Origin of the sequence: Allosphingosinicella sp., assembly GCF_036402135.1 — a bacterium.
Taxonomy (GTDB): Bacteria; Pseudomonadota; Alphaproteobacteria; order Sphingomonadales; family Sphingomonadaceae; genus Allosphingosinicella.
The window spans coordinates 1-17,288 of sequence record NZ_DASWTN010000008.1 but is presented as its reverse complement, the minus strand read 5'-3'; the positions used below and the strand labels follow the sequence as shown (position 1 = coordinate 17,288).

The window sequence follows — 17,288 nt, the reverse complement described above, 5'->3', positions numbered from 1 at the left end:
CTTTACGTTCACGTCAACGTCAAGAAGCGACGCTACGGCGTCTGTGTCGATCCGCCGCTGCAAAGGGGCTCGCCGACGAGGTCCACCGCCTTCATCGCGTCTTCGGCCGTGGCGCCCTTCTTCTCGAACGTCGCGCCGCCGAGCTTCGCCTGAGCACCGCAATAATAAGCGCAGCCTTCCGGTACGGTGGCAGGCAAAGTGACGTTGCCGCCGCTGATGTTCGCCTCGATGGTACAGCTTTGGTCGCCCGCCATGGTGAGGGTAAGCTTGTTCCCCGCCTGCCCCACGCTGCCCGCGCCGGAGCAGCTGTGCATGTTGGCGCCCCAGACGACGAGGCCGAAGGAGGCGTTGCCTGCTCCGCGGTCGATCACGCAAAGCTGGTTGGGGCGTGGCGACCCGCCTTCGTAAAGGCCGGTAAGGCCGGCAGTCTGCGCCGCACTGCCCGCGCTCTGGTTCGCCTGGTCTCCGCCCGCGCCGCAGCCCGTCACCAGCACTAGCGCCATCAGAACTCGTTTCATTCCGCCTCCTAAAGTGCTGCCCCTAAACCTTGGCAGCCAGCGAAGGTTCAGACAAGCGCGGCTAATCGACACCAGCGATCAGCCTCATCCACAATCATTCTGTGACAATGGGAAGACAAACGCTCCGCGTCTCCCTATATGGCGGCGCATCGGGGGCAATCGGCGGGCGACGGGCAAGGCTTATGCTGACCACACATCCATTCGATAACGACAAGCTGCGTGAGGAGTGCGGCGTCTTCGGCATCTGGGGCGCGGACACCGCGTCGGCGCACGTCGCGCTTGGCCTTCATGCGCTGCAGCACCGCGGCCAGGAAGCCGCCGGCATCACCAGCTATGACGGCCACACCTTCCATTCCCACCGGGCGCAGGGCCATGTCGCCGGCAATTTCGACAAGGACGACATCATCCGCCGCCTTGCTGGGCAGGCCGCGATCGGCCATGTCCGCTATTCGACCACCGGCGACACGGCGCTACGCAACGTCCAGCCGCTCTTCGCCGAGCTTGCCAGCGGCGGCTTCGCCGTTGCTCATAACGGCAATATCTCCAACGCGATGAAGCTCCGCCGCGAGCTCAACCGCCGCGGCTCGATCTTCCAGTCGACCAGCGACACCGAAGTCATCATCCACCTCGTGGCGACGTCGAGTTACCGGACCCTGCTCGACCGCTTCATCGATGCCTGCAAGCAGGTGGAGGGCGCCTATTCGTTTGTCTGCCTCACGGCCGAAGGCATGCTCGCCTGCCGCGATCCGCTCGGCATCCGTCCGCTGGTGATGGGTCGCCTCGGCGATGCCTATATCTTCGCGTCCGAGACGGTGGCGCTGGACGTGGTCGGCGCCACCTATATCCGCTCGGTCGAGCCGGGCGAGCTCATCATCGTGTCGCAGCAAGGCATCAAGTCGCACCGGCCGTTCGCGCCTGTCCGCCCCCGTCCCTGCATCTTCGAACATGTTTATTTCTCGCGGCCGGACAGCGTCCTCGACGGCGCTTCGGTCTATTCGGTGCGGAAGCAGATCGGCGCCGAGCTGGCGCGCGAAACTCCGGTCGACGCCGATTATGTGGTGCCGGTGCCGGACAGCGGCGTTCCGGCGGCGATCGGCTATGCGCAGGAAAGCGGCATCCCGTTCGAGCTCGGCATCATCCGCTCCCACTATGTCGGTCGCACCTTCATCCAACCGGGGGACGCCGTCCGCCACCTCGGCGTGAAGCTGAAGCACAATGCCAACAGCGCGCTGATTGAGGGCAAGAAGCTGGTCCTGATCGACGACAGCATCGTCCGCGGCACCACCAGCCTCAAGATCGTGCAGATGTTGCGCGATGCAGGAGCACGCGAAGTCCATATGCGGATCGCCTCGCCGCCCACCCGGCACAGCTGCTTCTACGGCGTCGATACGCCGGAGCGGGCGAAGCTGCTCGCAGCGCAGATGAACGTCGCCGAGATGGCCGATTACATCAACGCGGACAGCCTCTCCTTCCTGTCGATCGACGGGCTCTACCGCGCGCTCGGCGAGGACATGCGGGACGAAGCGCAGCCGCAGCATTGCGACGCCTGCTTCACCGGCGACTATCCCACCCGCCTCACCGACCATGAGGAGCATCAGCCTGCGGACCAGCTGGCTCTGCTCTCCGAACGCTACGCCTGATGACCAAAGCTTTTGAAGGAAAACTGGCGCTGGTCACCGGCGCCAGCCGGGGGATCGGCGGCGCCATCGCCGAAGCGCTTGCCGCCGAAGGCGCGCATGTGGTGATCGTCGCCCGCACCGCGGCCAAGCTCGAGGAGGTCGAGGAGCGGATCCACGCAGCGGGCGGAAGCGCCACCATCGCGCCGCTCGACCTCACCGACGGCGACAGCATTGCGCGGCTGGCCGCGGCGATCGGCGAGCGCTGGGGCGCACTCGATATCCTCGTCCTCAATGCTGCGATGCTCGGCAGCCTGTCGCCGGTCCATCAGATCGACGGCAAGGAATTCAACAAGGTCCTCACACTCAACGTCGTTGCCCAGCAGGCAATGATCGCCGCTTTCGATCCGATGCTCCGGAAGAGCGCGGCAGGTCGCCTCCTCGGCATCACCTCCGGCGTCAGCGAAGCCCCCCGCGCTTATTGGGGCGCCTACAGCGCCTCGAAGGCTGCGCTCGACGCCCTCGTGCTGAGCTATGCCGACGAAGTTCGGAACATCACCAACATCCGCGCCGCGCTCGTAAACCCCGGCGCCACCGCCACCCTGATGCGCGCTCAGGCCTTCCCGGGCGAGGATCAGTCGACGATTAAGCAGCCGGCGGATGTCGCCGACGCGGTAGTGGATTTGCTGAAGCAGGATTTCGAAACGGGTTACCGGCTGGAAGTGCGCTAGCGCTTCACCAACGTCACCTGCGCGACGTCGATGCCGCCGCCGCGGAAGCCGCCCTCGCAGTACATGAGGTAGTAGCGCCAGAGGTCGTGGAAAGGCTCGTCGAAGCCTTCCGGCAGCCGCCCCTCCTCCACGGCTTCGTCGTAGCACAGGCGCCAGCGCTTCAGGGTTTCGGCATAATGGAGGCCGAAGCCTTGTCGGTCCTCCCAGCTTAGGCCCGCCTCCTCAGCAATCTTCCGGAAGCGTTCTTCGCTGATCAGCATGCCGCCGGGAAAGATGTAGGTCTGGATGAAGTCGGCGCTCGCCGCATAGGCGTCGAACAGAGGCTCGCGGATCGAGATGAGCTGGATCGCCGCACGGCCGCCGGGCTTCAGGACGCGGGCAATGGCTTCGAGATAGCTCGGCCAATAATCCTGGCCGACCGCCTCGACCATCTCGACGCTGGCGACGGCGTCATATTGCCCTTCCACATCGCGATAATCCGCGAGCTGGATGGAGATCCGGTCGAAGAGCCCGGCCTTCTGCATGCGCCGGTCGGCATAGGCTTTCTGCTCCGACGACAGGGTAATCCCGGTGACTTCGGCGCCATATTTGCGGGCGGCGATCTTCGCCAGCGAGCCCCAGCCGCAGCCGATCTCCAGCAGGCGCTGGCCGCGCTTCAGGTTCAGACGGTCGAGCAGCACCTTAATCTTCCGCTCCTGCGCGGCCTTCAAGGGTTCCCGGTCGCTATAGGGCTCCGCGAACAACGCGCTCGAATAGGTCATGCTTTCGTCGAGCCAGGCGCGGTAGAAATCGTTGCCAAGATCGTAGTGGAAGGAAATGTTGCTGCGCGCCCGCGCCTTGCTGTTGCGGCGGAGGCTGTGCGCGGCGCGGTTGACGAAGCGCCAAAGCCCCTTCGCCCGCGCCACCTCGCCGAGGCTCTCGCCGTTCCGCATGAAAAGATCGAACAGCGGCACCGGATCGGGGCTGGTCCATTCGCCGAGCGCCCAGGCCTTGTACCAGCCGACCGAGCCCGAGGTGACGAGCCGGACGATGGCGCGCCAGCTCCGGAGATGCACCACCGGCATCGGCCCCGGGGCGCGGCCGCCGAGGATGCGGTGCGTACCGTCCGGCAGGGTTGCGTCGATGCCGCCTTCGAGCAGGCCGGCATCGATTCGGTCGAGGATGCGGTTGAAGCCGCCGCCGAACAGCCGCGCCAGCACGCCGCCACCGGTCGCGAAGGTACGGTCCGCCGCGACGAGATGACGGCCGCGCGGCTGCTGGTTCACGCCCCTGTGGTCCAGCTTATTTGGAAGGGCCGGCCGCGGCCTTGGGCGGCGCCTTGCTCAGCGTCTTCATGAAGGCGGAGCGGTCTTCTTCGGGCAGGCTCTTCAGCAAGGTGAGCGTGGAGCCGTTCACCTTGTCGAAAATCTGCCCCTCGACCTCCTTGAGGCCGGCAATGGTCGCGGCGAGCTTTTCCTCGTCATAGGTGGCGGGAGTCAGGAGAGCATCGCGCGCCGCCTCCAGCTCCCGCTTCCTGGCGATCAGTGGACCCATCTCCGCCTTCCGCTGCTCGAAATGCTCGCGAATGATCTTCTGGCTCGCTTCCGAAACCTGCGCGGCGGCGGGCGAACCGATCATCAGTCCGGCTAGAACAACGGCTTTCAAAATACGCATGTGACTTCCTTCGGCGCTTAGATTGCGTGCGGTTCCTTGGTAACTTCCCAGCTCTGCCCCTTGGCGACGAGCGCCTGAAGGTCGGCGCTCTTGCCCGCGCTCGCCTGGCTATTCTGCTCTACCACCGCGCTCTCGAAAGTCGCAGCGGGATCGTCGTAAATCACGCCGAGCGCCGTCGGGAACGCGCCGAACGGCATCTCGACGAGCATGTGCGCGATCATCCGGTTCCTCGCGTCATGGACAAGCACGCCCGCGGACTGCCAGTCGCCGCCTTCCACATCGACGACCTTCAGCGCCGGCGCGTCGCGGTCCAACGCCAAGCCCTTGGTGCCGCCGGCGAAAAGCATCGGCTCGCCATGGACGAGCCAAAGCTGGTTTCCGGCATTCTCCTTCGCCGTGAAGGGGGCGAACACGTCGTCATTATAGACGATGCAATTCTGGTAGATTTCCACAAAGGCCGCGCCCTTGTGGCCGTGCGCCGCCTTCAGAACGTCGGCGAGACCCTTCGACACGTCGATGCCGCGGGCGACAAAGCGGGCGCCCGAACCCAAGGCGAAGGCGCAGGGGCTGGCAGGCCGGTCCACCGACCCGAACGGGGTCGAGGGCGAACGGGTGCCGACGCGGGACGTGGGCGAATATTGTCCCTTGGTGAGGCCGTAAATCTCGTTGTTGAACAGCAGTATCTGGCAGTTCAGATTCCGCCGCAGAACGTGCATCGTGTGGTTACCGCCGATCGACAGCGCATCGCCGTCACCGGTTATGATCCAGACATCGAGCTCGGGGTTGGCCAGCTTAATGCCGGTCGCGAAGGTCGGCGCGCGGCCGTGGATCGTGTGGAAGCCGTAGGTTTCCATATAATAAGGGAAGCGGGACGAGCAGCCGATGCCGGACACGAACACTGTGTTCTCCGGCCGAACACCAAGCTCCGGCATCACGCGCTGCACCGCCTTCAGCACCGCATAGTCGCCGCAGCCGGGGCACCAGCGCACCTCCTGATCGGTGGCGAAGTCCTTCGGCGTTAACTTGGTAAGCTCGTTCATTGCAGCGCTTCCTCGATCGCAGCCTCGATCTCAGCGATCTTGAATGGTTGTCCGGACACTTTGTTGACCGGCCGCGCATCGACCAGGAACTGGTCGCGGAGCAGGGTCTTCAATTGTCCCGTGTTCATTTCCGGCACGATGATCCGGTCGTAAGTCCTTAGGAGATCGCCCAGATTTTTTGGCATCGGCCAGATGTAGCGGATGTGAACATGGCTGACGTCAAGGCCGCGCTTCCGCGCCCGGCGAACCGCCTGATGGATGGGGCCGAAGGTCGATCCCCAACCGACCACGACGAGGCGTGAGCCCGGCTCGCCGAGACAGACATCCTGCTCCGGAATGCTCTCCGCCACGCCAAGCACCTTGTCGCGGCGGATGTTCGTCATCGCCTGGTGGTTTGCAGGCGCATAGTCGATGTGGCCGGTGCCGGTATTCTTCTCGATGCCGCCGATGCGGTGGGTAAGACCCGGCGTTCCGGGCTTGACCCACGGCCGCGCCAGCTTGGCGTCGCGGGCATAGGGATTGAGGCCCTCGCTCTGGTCCGGCCCCTGCTCCTTGAACGCGACTGGGAACGGGGCATAGCCGCTCATGTCAGGCACCTTCCACGGCTCCGCGGCATTGGCGATATAGCCGTCGGTCAGCAGCATGACGGGCGTCATATATTGCGTGGCGATCCGCACCGCCTCGATCGCGCAGTCGAACGCGTCGGCTGGCGAGCGGGCGGCGATCACCGGTATCGGCGCATCGCCGTTGCGGCCATAGACCGCCTGATAGAGGTCCGACTGCTCGGTCTTGGTGGGAAGCCCCGTCGAGGGGCCGCCGCGCTGCGAATTGACAATGACGAGCGGAAGCTCGGTCATGATCGCAAGCCCCATTGCCTCCGCCTTCAGCGCGATGCCGGGACCGGACGAGGAGGTGACGCCGAGCGATCCTGCATAAGAGGCGCCGATAGCGCTGCCGATGGCGGCAATCTCGTCCTCCGCCTGGAAGGTGGTGACGCCATATTCCTTGAGGCGCGACAGATGGTGGAGGATCGCGCTCGCCGGGGTGATCGGATAGCCGCCGAAGAACATCTTGAGGCCGGCAAGCTGCGCGCCGGCGACGAGGCCGATCGAGATGGATTCGGCGCCGGTGACGGTCCGATAGAGGCCGGGCTCGGCCGGTGCCGGATCGATATGATGCTGGTGAAGCTGCCCGCCGATCTCCGCCGTCTCGCCATAGGCATGGCCGGCATTCAGCGCCGCGATATTGGCTTCGGCAAGCTCAGGCGCCTTGGCGAACTTGGTCTTCAGCCACTGCTCGATCGGCGCGCGGTCGCGGTCGAACATCCAGAGCGCGAGGCCCAGCGTCCACATATTCTTGCAGCGGAGCGCTTCCTTGTTCCCCAGGCCGAACGGTTTCACCGCGTCAAGGGTGAGCTGCGAGATGTTGAAGCGGATCACCTGCCACTTGGCGAGGCTTTCGTCCTCGAGCGGGTTCTGGTCGTAACCCGCCTTGGCGAGGTTCCGAGCCCCGAACTCGCCTTCGTCGGCGATGATGAGGCCGCCGGGCTTCAGCGCATCGACGTTCACCTTCAGTGCCGCCGGGTTCATCGCGACCAGCACGTCCGGCGCATCGCCCGCCGTTTCGATGGCGGACGACCCGAAATTGATCTGGAAAGCGGAGACGCCGAAGGTCGTGCCCTGCGGCGCGCGGATTTCCGCCGGAAAGTCCGGAAAGGTAGCGAGATCGTTGCCGGCCAGTGCGGTCGACAAAGTGAACTGACCGCCGGTCAGCTGCATGCCGTCGCCGCTGTCGCCGGCAAAGCGCACGACCACCGCCTCCAGCGGCCCGTCCGCCTGCGCTTCTTCCGGAGTGAGATAATGGGTGGCGGTCGCCATCTAGGGTCCTTCGAACTGTCTTGGAAACGTCTCTACGACGCCGGGGCTGCGGCTTCAACGGAAGCTTGCGGCAGACATGGGAACGCGCCTAGCGGGTGCAAGCCCGCTCCAGAAGAGGTTCGCATGATCGACAAGGAAAGCCTCCCCTATCGCCCCGCCGTCGGCGTGATGCTCCTGAACCGAGAGGGCAAGGTGTTCGTTGCCCAGCGGCTCGATAGCACGCTCGAAGCCTGGCAGATGCCGCAGGGCGGCCTGGACGAGGGTGAGGATGCCGAAGCCGGCGCGCTCCGCGAGCTGGAGGAGGAAACCGGCATCCGGCCGGAGCATGTCGAGATCATCCAGCGCTGCCCTGTGGAGCTTTACTACGACCTCCCCGATGACCTTGTCGGCAAGATGTGGAAAGGCAAGTGGCGCGGCCAGCGGCAGGTGTGGTTCCTGATGCGCTTCACCGGCACTGACGCGGACGTGAACCTGGAGACGGCAGAACCGGAATTCCGCGCCTGGAAATGGGCGGAACCGAAGGACCTTCCCGCTATGATCGTGCCGTTCAAGAAGAAGCTATACGAGGATGTTCTGGACGCCTTTGCTGAGTGGCTTTGAGCCCGAAGCCGCGTTAGAGAGCCTGAATGCGGGGCCTTTCCACTGCCGAAACGGACATTGTTGAAGCCTGTGCCGCCGAGCCGATGCTCGATCAGGTGCAGAGCTGGGCCGCGGTCAACAGCGGGTCCCGCAACCTCGATGGACTTGCACGAATGGCCGCAATTTATGCGGAGGAGTTTGGCGAGTTGCCGGGCGAACTGACGCTCCGTGAGCCGGCGCCGGTCGATGCCATGGAAGCGGACGGATCGCTGAAGGCGCTGGGGCATGGCCATAATCTCCACCTGAAGGTGCGGCCAGATGCGCCGGTGCAGCTGCTCTTCACGGGCCATATGGACACGGTGTTCGCTGCCGATCACCCGTTCCAGTCGCTGAGTTGGCGCGAAGAAGGTGTGCTGAACGGCCCAGGCGTTGCCGACATGAAGGGGGGCATTGCTGTTATGCTCGCCGCGCTGAAGGCGGTGGAGAAGTCCTCGCTTGCGGCGCAGCTCGGCTATGAGGTGGTGATCAATAGCGACGAGGAGGTAGGCTCGCCCGGCTCCGCACCGCTGATCGCCGAGACCGCGCGGGGCAAGAAGGCGGCGCTCACTTACGAACCCTCGGCGCTCCCGGACGGGACGCTCGCCGGGGCGCGGCCGGGGAGCGGCAATTTCTCGATCTTCATCGAAGGTCGGAGCGCGCATGCCGGGCGCAACCCGGAGGACGGCCGCAACGCTGTCGTCGCAGCTGCCGATCTGGCGCTGCGACTGTCGAAGGCGAAGGGGCCGCGCCTCTCCGTTAATCCCGCGAAAATCGAAGGCGGCGGACCGAACAATGTGGTGCCGGACCGAGCGGTGCTTCGCGTCAATATGCGCCCCTTCACGCCTGAGGACGAGGTCCGCGCGAAGTCAGCACTTGATGCGGCCGTCGCCATGGTCGCGGCGGAGCATGAGGTGCGGATACACGTCCATGGCGAGTTCGGACGTCCGCCGAAGCCGCTCGACCCTCAGGCCGAGAAACTCTTCGCCCTGGTGAAACGCTGTGGCGAGGATCTCGGCCAGCATATCCAGTGGCAGGCGACCGGCGGTGTCTGCGACGGCAACAATATCGCTGCCTGCGGCGTGCCCGTCATCGACACGATGGGCGTTCGCGGCGGCGCCATTCACTCGTCCGACGAATATCTGATCGTGGACAGCCTCGTCGAGCGCGCGCAGCTTTCCGCCCTCACCATCCTTCGCCTTGCTTCCGGAGAGACTTTTTGAGCTTCCGTATCCGTCCCGCCCGCAATGACGATTTCCAGGCCATTTACGAAATGGCGAAATTGACCGGCGGGGGCTTCACCAACCTGCCGCCCGACAAGGGCGCGCTGGTCGACAAGCTCATCCGCTCCGAGCACGCTTTTGCCAAGGAAGCGGACGTCCAGGGCGACGACCTGTTCGTGATGGTGCTTGAGAACACGGAGAACGGGCAGATACGCGGCACTTGCCAGATATTCGGCCAGGTCGGGACCGAGTGGCCGTTTTACAGCTACCGGATCAGTACGCTCACCCAGACCTCGAAGGCGCTTGGAAAGACTTTCCGCGCCGAGATGCTGACGCTCGTCACCGACTTCGAAGGCTCGTCGGAAGTGGGCGGCCTTTTCCTCCATCCCCAAGAGCGCGCCGGCGGCCTCGGCCTTCTTCTCGCCCGCAGCCGCTACCTCTTCATCAAGCTTCATCGCGCCCGCTTCGGCGACAAAACTTTGGCCGAGCTTCGCGGCGTCATTGACGAAAAAGGCAGCTCCCCCTTCTGGGATGCGATCGCCGGCCGCTTCTTCGGCATGGGCTTCAAGGAAGCGGACGAGTTCAACGCGATGCACGGCACGCAATTCATCGCGGACCTAATGCCGAAGACGCCCATTTACACCGCAATGCTGCCGGAAAGCGCACGCGAAGTGATGGGCTGCCCCCACCCCAGCGGCCGGGCGGCGATGAAGATGCTTGAACGCGAAGGGTTCGAATATGACTGCTATATCGACATATTCGACGGCGGCCCGACCATGTCGACGCGCACCGACAATATTCGCACCGTGCGCGAGTCTCGCGAATATGTGCTCACCGAGATTACTGAGGACATGGACGGAGAGCCGTTGATGCTCGCCGCCGGCCACCTCAAGACCTTCGCCGCTTGCTACGGCAACCTGAGCTCCAACGGTGACGGCACCGCCAATCTGGACCCGAAGAGCGCGAAGCTGCTGGGGCTGGAGCCGGGCGACAAATTCATTGCGATGGGCCGTTAGTATGCCGCTCCAGGAAATCAATTTCGATGGCATCATTGGGCCGAGCCACAATTATGCTGGGCTGAGCTTCGGCAATCTGGCTTCGGCGGCGAATGCGCTCAACATCTCGCATCCGCGCGACGCGGCGCTGCAGGGTATCGAGAAGATGCGGCACAATATCCGCCTCGGCCTTGCCCAAGGCATTTTCGTGCCCCTGCCCCGCCCCAACCATGAGTGGCTGGCGGACCTCGGCACGACCGCGCAAGACGCGCCGGACTCGCTGCGGCCCGCGGCCTTTTCCGCCTCCGCCATGTGGGCTGCCAATGCCGCCACCGTGTCGCCCGCACCGGATACGGAAGACGGCCGCTGCCATCTAACCGTGGCCAATCTCCGGACGATGCCCCACCGCAGCCACGAATGGCCGGAAACACATACCCAGCTTCGCCTGGCCTTTTCGGACGGCGAGCATTTCCGGGTCCACAGGCCAGTACCGCCGACCTTCGGCGACGAGGGCGCGGCAAACCACATGCGCTTCTGCTCCTCGCACGGTGAAAAGGGCGTGGAAGTGTTCGTCTACGGCAAGCGCGGCGGCGCCTTTCCGGCTCGCCAGCACGTCGAGGCGTCCCGCGCCATCGCCCGCTTCCATGGGCTGGATGCCGAGCGCACGCTCTTCGCCGCCCAGTCGGAGGAAGCGATCGCAGCGGGCGCCTTCCACAACGACGTGGTGGCGGTCGCGAACGAGAATGTGCTGTTCGCCCACGAGCAGGCGTTCGAGGACCGGTCGGAGCTTTACACCGCGCTTCGCCGGCTGGTGCCTGACGTCGAGATCATCGAAGTGCCCGCCGCTTCGGTGTCGCTCGAAGACGCGATCAAGAGCTACCTTTTCAACGCGCAGCTTGTAACCCTACCGGAGGGCGGCATGGCCCTGATCCTGCCGGAAGAGGCGCGCGAGACGCCGTCCGTCTGGACCTGGCTGGAGGCGATGGTCGCCGGCAATGGCCCGATCCGGAAGCTGCTCGTCGTCGATGTTCGCCAGTCGATGGCCAATGGCGGCGGACCTGCCTGCCTCCGCCTTCGCGTCGTTGCCGACCCTGACACCGTCGATCCACGCTTCATTGTCGACGAAGCCAAGCTCGACGGCATCGCCGATGTGGTCCGCGAATGCTGGCCGGAGGAGATTGCGCCCAAAGACCTGCTCGACACGAAGCTGTGCGAGAAGATCGAAGGAGCGCGCGAGGCGCTGCTGGAGGAATTGGATCTCGGCGAGGATCTCGCCGCTTAGGGATTCCAGAAGATGTCGACGGCGGCGTCGATCTCCGCGAGCACCCGCCCGATCGGCTTCGAGGAAAGCGGCCCTTCCTTGATCGCTTCCTCCAGCACCTCGCGCTTGCCGTGGCCGTTCACGACCAGCATCACCGCGCGTGCCGAGGACACAGCCGCGGCCGTCAGCGTGACCCGGTCGACCGGCGCTTCCTGCGGCATCGGACTGGGATGGACGCCCACCGCCATCCGCTCGCGCGGGCCGGTAATCGCGCGGTCGAAGTCGGGGCCTTGGAAGATGCCGGCTGTGTGGCCGTCGAGGCCGATGTTAAGCCAGACAAGATCGAGCGGCCATTGCAGCTCTTTCAGCCGTTCATCGGCGAGCCGCCCCGCCTCCCGATAATTGTCGAGCACGCCTTCGTCGACGAGCGGGACCACGTTCGCGCCTTCCGGCCCGAAAAGGCTCTCCAGCTTGCAATAGTGGCTGAGCACGTCGTTCAGCGGCACGAGGCGGTCGTCGGTGGGAAGGATGGTGACCTTCGACCAGTCGACTTTCTTCTCGAGAAGGGCGCGAAAAACGGGATCGGGCGTCGAGCCGCCGGGGACGGCAATGCGCGCGCCGCCATGCGCCTCGATCGCGCTTTCGATGACGAAGCAGATGTCGCCCGCCGCCTGCTCGGCCATCTCAGCGGCAGTGTCGAACTCCCACCATTCGACTTCTTCCATGCCGCAAATCTCCCTTTGAAAGCCGATGCCCTTAAGGCCGGGATGCTGGAGGGTAAAGCCTCGCCCCGGCGCTTCAGGAACTTGCCGCCGCGCGCGCGGGTTCCATGGAGCAAAGGAGGATAACATGCCTGCAAAATCGAAGGCTCAGCAGAAAGCGGCCGGAGCCGCTCTCTCGGCCAAGCGCGGCGACACTCCCAAGAGCAAGCTTAAGGGCGCGTCAAAGCAGATGGCGATTCGATGAGCGAGAAGCAGCTCGAAGAGCTTGCGGCGACCAAGCGCAAGGGCAAGCCCGAGCACGTCTGATCAATCAGGCGGCGAAATGGTGCTGAGCGGCGGCGCCGCGCCGATTTGGCCGCCGCGGCCTTTCATCCGCTCATCATCATCTTCGCTTGCAGGGAGCGTATGCCCCTCCGCCTCGGGCTTTGGCGCGTCGGCACCGTCGCCGCGCCACTCGCGGCGCTTGGCGGCCTCGTCGGCCAGCGGCCGTTCCGGATTATTGCTCATATCGGCTCCTTCGCCGCCTCAACCAACGGCATGGAAGGGCCGTTCCTGTCCTAGCGGCTGAATGCGGCCGCCAGCTCGACATGGGTGGACCAGCGGAACTGGCCTACGGGCTTGATCCAGTCGAGTCGGTAGCCGCCGTCCAGCAGCGCCTTCGCATCGCGCGCGAAAGTAGAGGGATTGCAGGACACGGAGGCGACGCGCGGCACGGGCGAGCGGGCGAGAATTTCCACCTGCTCCTTCGCACCGGCGCGCGGCGGATCGATGACTACCGCTTCGAAGCGGCCAAGCTCCTTCTCGTCATAGGGGCGGCGGAAGAGGTCGCGATGATCGACAAAGATCTGGCGCCCGGCGCGATTGGCGGCGGACTTAAGCGCCAGCGCGGCATCGCGAGCGCCCTCGGCAGCCAGGATCTTGCCGGGCAGCGACAAGGCGAAGGTGCCGAGGCCGGCGAACAGGTCGGCCGTGACGGTGGCGGAGCCTACCGCCTGCCGTACGGCCCCGACGAGCGCCGCCTCCCCTTCCTCGGTCGCCTGAAGGAAGGCGCCGTGCGGCAGCGGTACGGGGACGCCGCCGAGCGTAATGGTCACGGGCTCCGGCTCCCATCGTGTCTGCGGGCCATAGCCGTCGTCGATGGCGAGACGAGCGAGACGGTAGGTCTGGGCGAAGGTGGTGAGTGCCTCCGCCGCCTCGAGCCCATCGGCGCTGACGCCTTCGAGTAGTATGTCCGCGCCCTGATCGGCGAGCGTCATGCGGACGCCGCCGCTCCCGCGCGCGCCGAGCAACATGCCCATCAGCTTGCGGAGCGGCTCCACCAACGCAAACAATTCGGTGCGGAGGATGAAGCATTCGCGCATGTCGATAACGCGGTGGCTCTTCTCGGCATTGAAGCCGAGCAGCACCTGCTTCCCCCGCGCCTCCGCCCGAAGCGAAGCGCGGCGGCGCGAAACGGGCGGTGAGATGTGCGGGTCGAGAATGTCGGGCGCGGCGATCCCTTGCGCGGCCAGAGCCGAGGCGATGCGGTCCTTGAGGAACAGACCGAAGGCGTTATCGTCTAGATGCTGGAGCTGGCAGCCGCCGCATTCGGGGAAGTGGCGGCAGGGCGGCCTTGCGTGGTGCGGGCCGGGTTCGATGCTGCCATCTTCGCGTACCGTGTCGCCGGGGGCGGCGAATGCGACGTGACGGCCGCTTTCAGTGACGCCGTCACCGCGCGCCGCTACTCTGACGATCGCCTCGTTCACAGGCACTCCGCCACCGCTGCTGGAAGCGCGGTAATGAGATCATCGGCGATCAGTCCCGGGCCTGCCAGCTCAGCGGCACGACGGTGCAGCCAGGCGCCGGCGCAGGCGGCTTCGAAGGCTTCCGTTCCGCCGGCGCGCATGGCGGCAATGATGCCGGTCAGGACGTCGCCGGTGCCGGCGCTTGCGAGCCATGCCGGTGCAGGCGGCAGGATGGCCGCTCTGTCATCCGGTGCTGCGATGACCGTGTCGGGTCCCTTGAAAAGCAGTACCGATCCGCTTTGCTCCGCAGCACGGCGCGCCTGATCGATTTTGCTGCCGGGCAGATCGCCGAAGAGGCGTGCGAACTCGCCCGCGTGAGGCGTGAGGATGGTGGTTTCGGAAAGTGCGGCGAGGCGCTTCGGACTTTCCAGCAGGAACAGGGCGTCGGCGTCGAGGACGAGAGGATGGAAAGTGGCAAGGTGAGCGTCTAGGTGAGCACCTGCTTCGGCGGTCCGGCCGAGGCCGGGGCCGATGGCTATGCAGCCGATGCGGCGGTCGTCGAGCAGAGCGGGGTCGTCGCTGCCTTGCACTATGGATTGTAGAATGCCGGCGATGGGTTTGCCGAGGAGGCGGACATAGCCTGCGCCTGCTCTTGCGGCGGCAGTCGCGGTGAGGGCTGAAGCGCCCGGCATTTCGCCTGCAATCACAGCTACATAGCCTCGGCTGTATTTGTGGTCGTCCGGGCCTGCAGCTGTCAGCCTCGGTCGGCCGATGAGGTGGAGGCGGCTTTCGGCTTTGACGCCGATATCGGCGGTGACGAGGCGGCGCATGTGGCGCGCTGCGGGCTGGAGGAAGTGAGCGGGCTTGGGAGCGCCGAAGGTGATGGTGAGGTCATAGTCCGGCACCTGAGATAGGAGCTGGCCGTCGTCGGTGGCTGCGCCGCTAGGCAAGTCGATGGCGACCTTCACCTTTGCCGCCGCTGCCAAGGCGAGGAGTTTGCCTTCAATGGGTGCGTCGAGGCCGCGCTTCAGGCCGGTGCCGAAGAGGGCGTCAATGAGGAGCGGTCGGGGTTCGGCTTCCGGCGAATCGGCGAGCGTCGCCACTGTCACATCGACGCCGCGTTCCTTGAGGATGCGGGCGATGACGTGGCCGTCGCCGCCATTGTTGCCCGGGCCACAGAGGATGAGGGCGGGCAGCGGGCCGGCGAAGCGCCAGATGGCTTCCGCGGCTGCCGCGCCAGCGCGCTCCATCAGGGTTTCAACCGAAGTGCCGGCGTCGATCGCGCGCTGTTCGGCGGCGCGCATTTCGGCGGCGGTGAGGATGGGGCGCTCAAAGAGCATCGCAGACCTCGGCGATGATCGGCGCGAGGAGAGCGGCCCATTCCGCCACGCCTTCATCGGTGAGGATCAGGTCTTGTCGCACCTCGATGGCGAGATAGGGAAGGCCGCGCGTTTCGGCATGCCGGTCCATGGTCGCGTTGAGGAGCTTGCCCGAATAAGGTTCATTGTCGCCCGTGGGCACGCCCGCGCGGCGGAGCGCGGCGATGGCGAGCTGCGCCGCCCGGTCGTCATTGTTGTAGAGGATGCCGGCGTGCCACGGCCTGGTTTCTTCAGGTTTCGTGCGAAGCTGCGGCGTGAAGCTGTGGAGAGTGAACAGCATTTTCGGGCGGAGGTCTTCGACCTTGGCGTCGATCAGGGCGTGATAGGGCTCCCAGAAGCGGCGGATGCGGGCGGTCCGCCCGTCATGGTCGAGCGCCGCATTGGCGGGGATGACATGGCCGTCGCTGATCGCCGGAATGGCTGCGGGTTCGTCGGGGCGGCGGTGGAGGTCGACGACGAGGCGGGACACACGGGCGAGAATGGCAGGGCAGCGGAGGCGCGCCGCAACGTCGCGGGCGAGCGCATCGATGCCGATATCGACGGCGATATGCTCATTGAGAAGCGCGGAATCGATGCCGAGGTCGATGTCCTCCGGCACATGATTCGAGGCGTGATCCGCGACGAGCAGCAGGCCGGAGGCTGCGTCGCCGGCCAGATATTCGGCGGCTTCGGTCACTTGCGGCTCCGGTAGCGGGCGAGGCGCTCAGCGAGGGCTTCTGAGCCGAGCAAGTTCTCGAAGGCTTGGTCCTGCGCCTCGTCGGAGGCGGCGCCCTTTGCAGCGAGGCGCAGGCTTCTCTTCAGTGTGCGGAGACTATTCGGGGCGTTCGCCGCGAAGGCCGAGGCGAGTTCGTCGGGGCTGTCGGCGAGCAGTTCAACCAAGCCGATGCGGTGCGCCTCTTCGGCGTCGATGCTTGCGGCGGTGAAGAGGAGGCGAGCCGCCTGCCCCTCCCCCACCAGCGAAACGAGCCGGTGCACGTCCTCCTGCGGATAGGAGATGCCGAGCTTGGCGGGCGTGATGGCGAACTGTGCCTGCGGGGCGACGATGCGGATGTCGCAGGCCATCGCGACGGCGACGCCAGCGCCGTAGCACGCGCCCTCGATGAAAGCGATGGTGGGGATCGGCAAATCGCGAAGGCCGTCGAGACCCTGCCGGATCGCCTGGCGGAAGCGGGTGCGGGCGTCTGGATCGGCAAGGAAGCTGTCGAAGTCGGAGATGTCGGCGCCGGCGCAGAAAACGCCGTCCGGAACGCCGGAGAGAATGAGCACTTGCGCGTCATTATCGACCGCGCGTGCTACCTCGCTCGCCATTTCGGTCCAGCCGCTGAGCGGAATGGCGTTGCGCGCTTCAGGCCGGGACAGGCGAAGGCGGGCGATTGGGCCGTCGATGGCGAGGTCGAACATGGCGCCTCCTGTTGCAGTGGAGCGGCCCGTTTGTCGCGGGAAAAATTAGCGGAGACGGGTCCGAAGCTGCCACCAATGGGAAGGCAGATCGTCCGCCGCAGCGTTCATCGCTGCGTCGCTTTCAAATAAGGCGAAGCAAGTAGCGCCGGAGCCGGACATCTTCGCGGCGATGAGGCCGGTCCGTTCTTGCAGCGCCGCCAGCACGTCGCGAATTTCTGGTGCAAGGGCGCAGGCGGGTTCCTGAAGGTCGTTGCGGCCCTCGACGGCAGTGGCGAGCGGCGAAACGAGCGGCATTGGGCCTTGATCGACGCCGTCCCAGGCGCGGTAGACCTCCGCCGTGGAGACGCCGACACCGGGATTCACGAGCAGCAGCGGCGTTCCTTCAAGGCCTGTGCCGTCCTGGGAGGCGAGTACGTCGCCCCTCCCCGTTCCGCGCGCGACTTCGCTTCGGAGGCAGGCGGGAACGTCGGCGCCCAGGGTGGCGGCGATTTCCAGAAGCGCTTCCTCCGGCGCGTCGAGGCCCCAGAAGCGGG

At 65.5% G+C, this 17,288-nt stretch carries 17 protein-coding genes and 2 pseudogenes; 7 read left to right on the top strand and 12 right to left on the bottom strand.

All coding sequences use genetic code 11. The features are described 5' to 3' along the window. Window positions 1-32 precede the first annotated feature (32 nt). Window positions 33-518 carry a hypothetical protein gene (locus VGD10_RS02675; RefSeq protein ID WP_331039252.1) on the bottom strand — a complete coding sequence of 162 codons (486 nt, stop codon included), beginning with the start codon at window positions 516-518 and terminating at the stop codon, window positions 33-35. A 182-nt stretch (window positions 519-700) separates the two neighbouring features. On the opposite strand from VGD10_RS02675, the gene purF reads away from it, so the two are divergent. Next, complete coding sequence (purF, locus tag VGD10_RS02670; RefSeq protein ID WP_331039251.1) at window positions 701-2,158, top strand: amidophosphoribosyltransferase; 1,458 nt, start codon at window positions 701-703, stop codon at window positions 2,156-2,158. Beyond that, window positions 2,158-2,865, top strand: a complete 708-nt coding sequence (locus VGD10_RS02665; RefSeq protein WP_331039250.1) for an SDR family NAD(P)-dependent oxidoreductase — start codon at window positions 2,158-2,160, stop codon at window positions 2,863-2,865. Before purF ends, VGD10_RS02665 begins: the two co-directional genes overlap by 1 nt. On the opposite strand, the gene VGD10_RS02660 is transcribed toward VGD10_RS02665, so the two are convergent. The 4 genes from VGD10_RS02660 to VGD10_RS02645 are packed head-to-tail and all read right to left on the bottom strand — an operon-like array spanning window position 2,862 to window position 7,435. Then, window positions 2,862-4,130, bottom strand: coding sequence for a cyclopropane-fatty-acyl-phospholipid synthase family protein (locus VGD10_RS02660; protein ID WP_331039249.1), 1,269 nt, complete (start codon window positions 4,128-4,130; stop codon window positions 2,862-2,864). The genes VGD10_RS02665 and VGD10_RS02660 overlap by 4 nt on opposite strands. Window positions 4,131-4,146: 16 nt before the next feature. Beyond that, window positions 4,147-4,518, bottom strand: a complete 372-nt coding sequence (locus VGD10_RS02655) for a hypothetical protein (protein ID WP_331039248.1) — start codon at window positions 4,516-4,518, stop codon at window positions 4,147-4,149. A gap of 17 nt (window positions 4,519-4,535) precedes the next feature. After that, window positions 4,536-5,558, bottom strand: a complete 1,023-nt coding sequence (locus VGD10_RS02650) for a 2-oxoacid:ferredoxin oxidoreductase subunit beta (protein WP_331039247.1) — start codon at window positions 5,556-5,558, stop codon at window positions 4,536-4,538. Continuing rightward, complete coding sequence (locus VGD10_RS02645) at window positions 5,555-7,435, bottom strand: 2-oxoacid:acceptor oxidoreductase subunit alpha (RefSeq protein WP_331039246.1); 1,881 nt, start codon at window positions 7,433-7,435, stop codon at window positions 5,555-5,557. Before VGD10_RS02645 ends, VGD10_RS02650 begins: the two co-directional genes overlap by 4 nt. 123 nt (window positions 7,436-7,558) lie before the next feature. On the opposite strand from VGD10_RS02645, the gene VGD10_RS02640 reads away from it, so the two are divergent. The 4 genes from VGD10_RS02640 to VGD10_RS02625 are packed head-to-tail and all read left to right on the top strand — an operon-like array spanning window position 7,559 to window position 11,550. Then, window positions 7,559-8,035, top strand: coding sequence for an RNA pyrophosphohydrolase (locus VGD10_RS02640; RefSeq protein WP_331039245.1), 477 nt, complete (start codon window positions 7,559-7,561; stop codon window positions 8,033-8,035). A 26-nt stretch (window positions 8,036-8,061) separates the two neighbouring features. Beyond that, window positions 8,062-9,273, top strand: coding sequence for a hydrolase (locus VGD10_RS02635; RefSeq protein WP_331039244.1), 1,212 nt, complete (start codon window positions 8,062-8,064; stop codon window positions 9,271-9,273). Continuing rightward, window positions 9,270-10,289 carry an arginine N-succinyltransferase gene (locus VGD10_RS02630; RefSeq protein ID WP_331039243.1) on the top strand — a complete coding sequence of 340 codons (1,020 nt, stop codon included), beginning with the start codon at window positions 9,270-9,272 and terminating at the stop codon, window positions 10,287-10,289. Before VGD10_RS02635 ends, VGD10_RS02630 begins: the two co-directional genes overlap by 4 nt. A 1-nt stretch (window position 10,290) precedes the next feature. Continuing rightward, a complete protein-coding gene (locus VGD10_RS02625) occupies window positions 10,291-11,550 on the top strand; it encodes an N-succinylarginine dihydrolase (RefSeq protein WP_331039242.1) in 1,260 nt (419 codons plus the stop codon). Here the strand turns inward: VGD10_RS02625 and VGD10_RS02620 are convergent. Further along, a complete protein-coding gene (locus tag VGD10_RS02620; protein ID WP_331039241.1) occupies window positions 11,547-12,254 on the bottom strand; it encodes a 6-phosphogluconolactonase in 708 nt (235 codons plus the stop codon). The two genes, VGD10_RS02625 and VGD10_RS02620, sit on opposite strands and share 4 nt — an antisense overlap. Window positions 12,255-12,378: 124 nt before the next feature. On the opposite strand from VGD10_RS02620, the pseudogene VGD10_RS02615 reads away from it, so the two are divergent. Next, a pseudogene (locus tag VGD10_RS02615) lies at window positions 12,379-12,557 on the top strand (DUF3008 family protein). Here the strand turns inward: VGD10_RS02615 and VGD10_RS02610 are convergent. The 6 genes and pseudogenes from VGD10_RS02610 to VGD10_RS02585 form a co-directional block, all read right to left on the bottom strand. After that, complete coding sequence (locus VGD10_RS02610; protein WP_331039240.1) at window positions 12,558-12,758, bottom strand: hypothetical protein; 201 nt, start codon at window positions 12,756-12,758, stop codon at window positions 12,558-12,560. Window positions 12,759-12,808: 50 nt separating this feature from the next. Beyond that, a complete protein-coding gene (locus VGD10_RS02605; protein WP_331039239.1) occupies window positions 12,809-13,996 on the bottom strand; it encodes a class I SAM-dependent RNA methyltransferase in 1,188 nt (395 codons plus the stop codon). Then, the gene (locus tag VGD10_RS02600; protein WP_331039238.1) at window positions 13,993-15,315 is read right to left on the bottom strand and encodes an NAD(P)H-hydrate dehydratase; all 1,323 of its coding nucleotides are present in this window, start codon (window positions 15,313-15,315) and stop codon (window positions 13,993-13,995) included. Before VGD10_RS02600 ends, VGD10_RS02605 begins: the two co-directional genes overlap by 4 nt. Continuing rightward, the gene (locus VGD10_RS02595; RefSeq protein ID WP_331039237.1) at window positions 15,305-16,030 is read right to left on the bottom strand and encodes an N-formylglutamate amidohydrolase; all 726 of its coding nucleotides are present in this window, start codon (window positions 16,028-16,030) and stop codon (window positions 15,305-15,307) included. Before VGD10_RS02595 ends, VGD10_RS02600 begins: the two co-directional genes overlap by 11 nt. Next, the gene (locus tag VGD10_RS02590; RefSeq protein ID WP_331039236.1) at window positions 16,027-16,755 is read right to left on the bottom strand and encodes an enoyl-CoA hydratase/isomerase family protein; all 729 of its coding nucleotides are present in this window, start codon (window positions 16,753-16,755) and stop codon (window positions 16,027-16,029) included. Before VGD10_RS02590 ends, VGD10_RS02595 begins: the two co-directional genes overlap by 4 nt. 45 nt (window positions 16,756-16,800) lie before the next feature. Continuing rightward, a pseudogene (locus tag VGD10_RS02585) lies at window positions 16,801-17,288 on the bottom strand (4-(cytidine 5'-diphospho)-2-C-methyl-D-erythritol kinase); the annotation flags it as partial.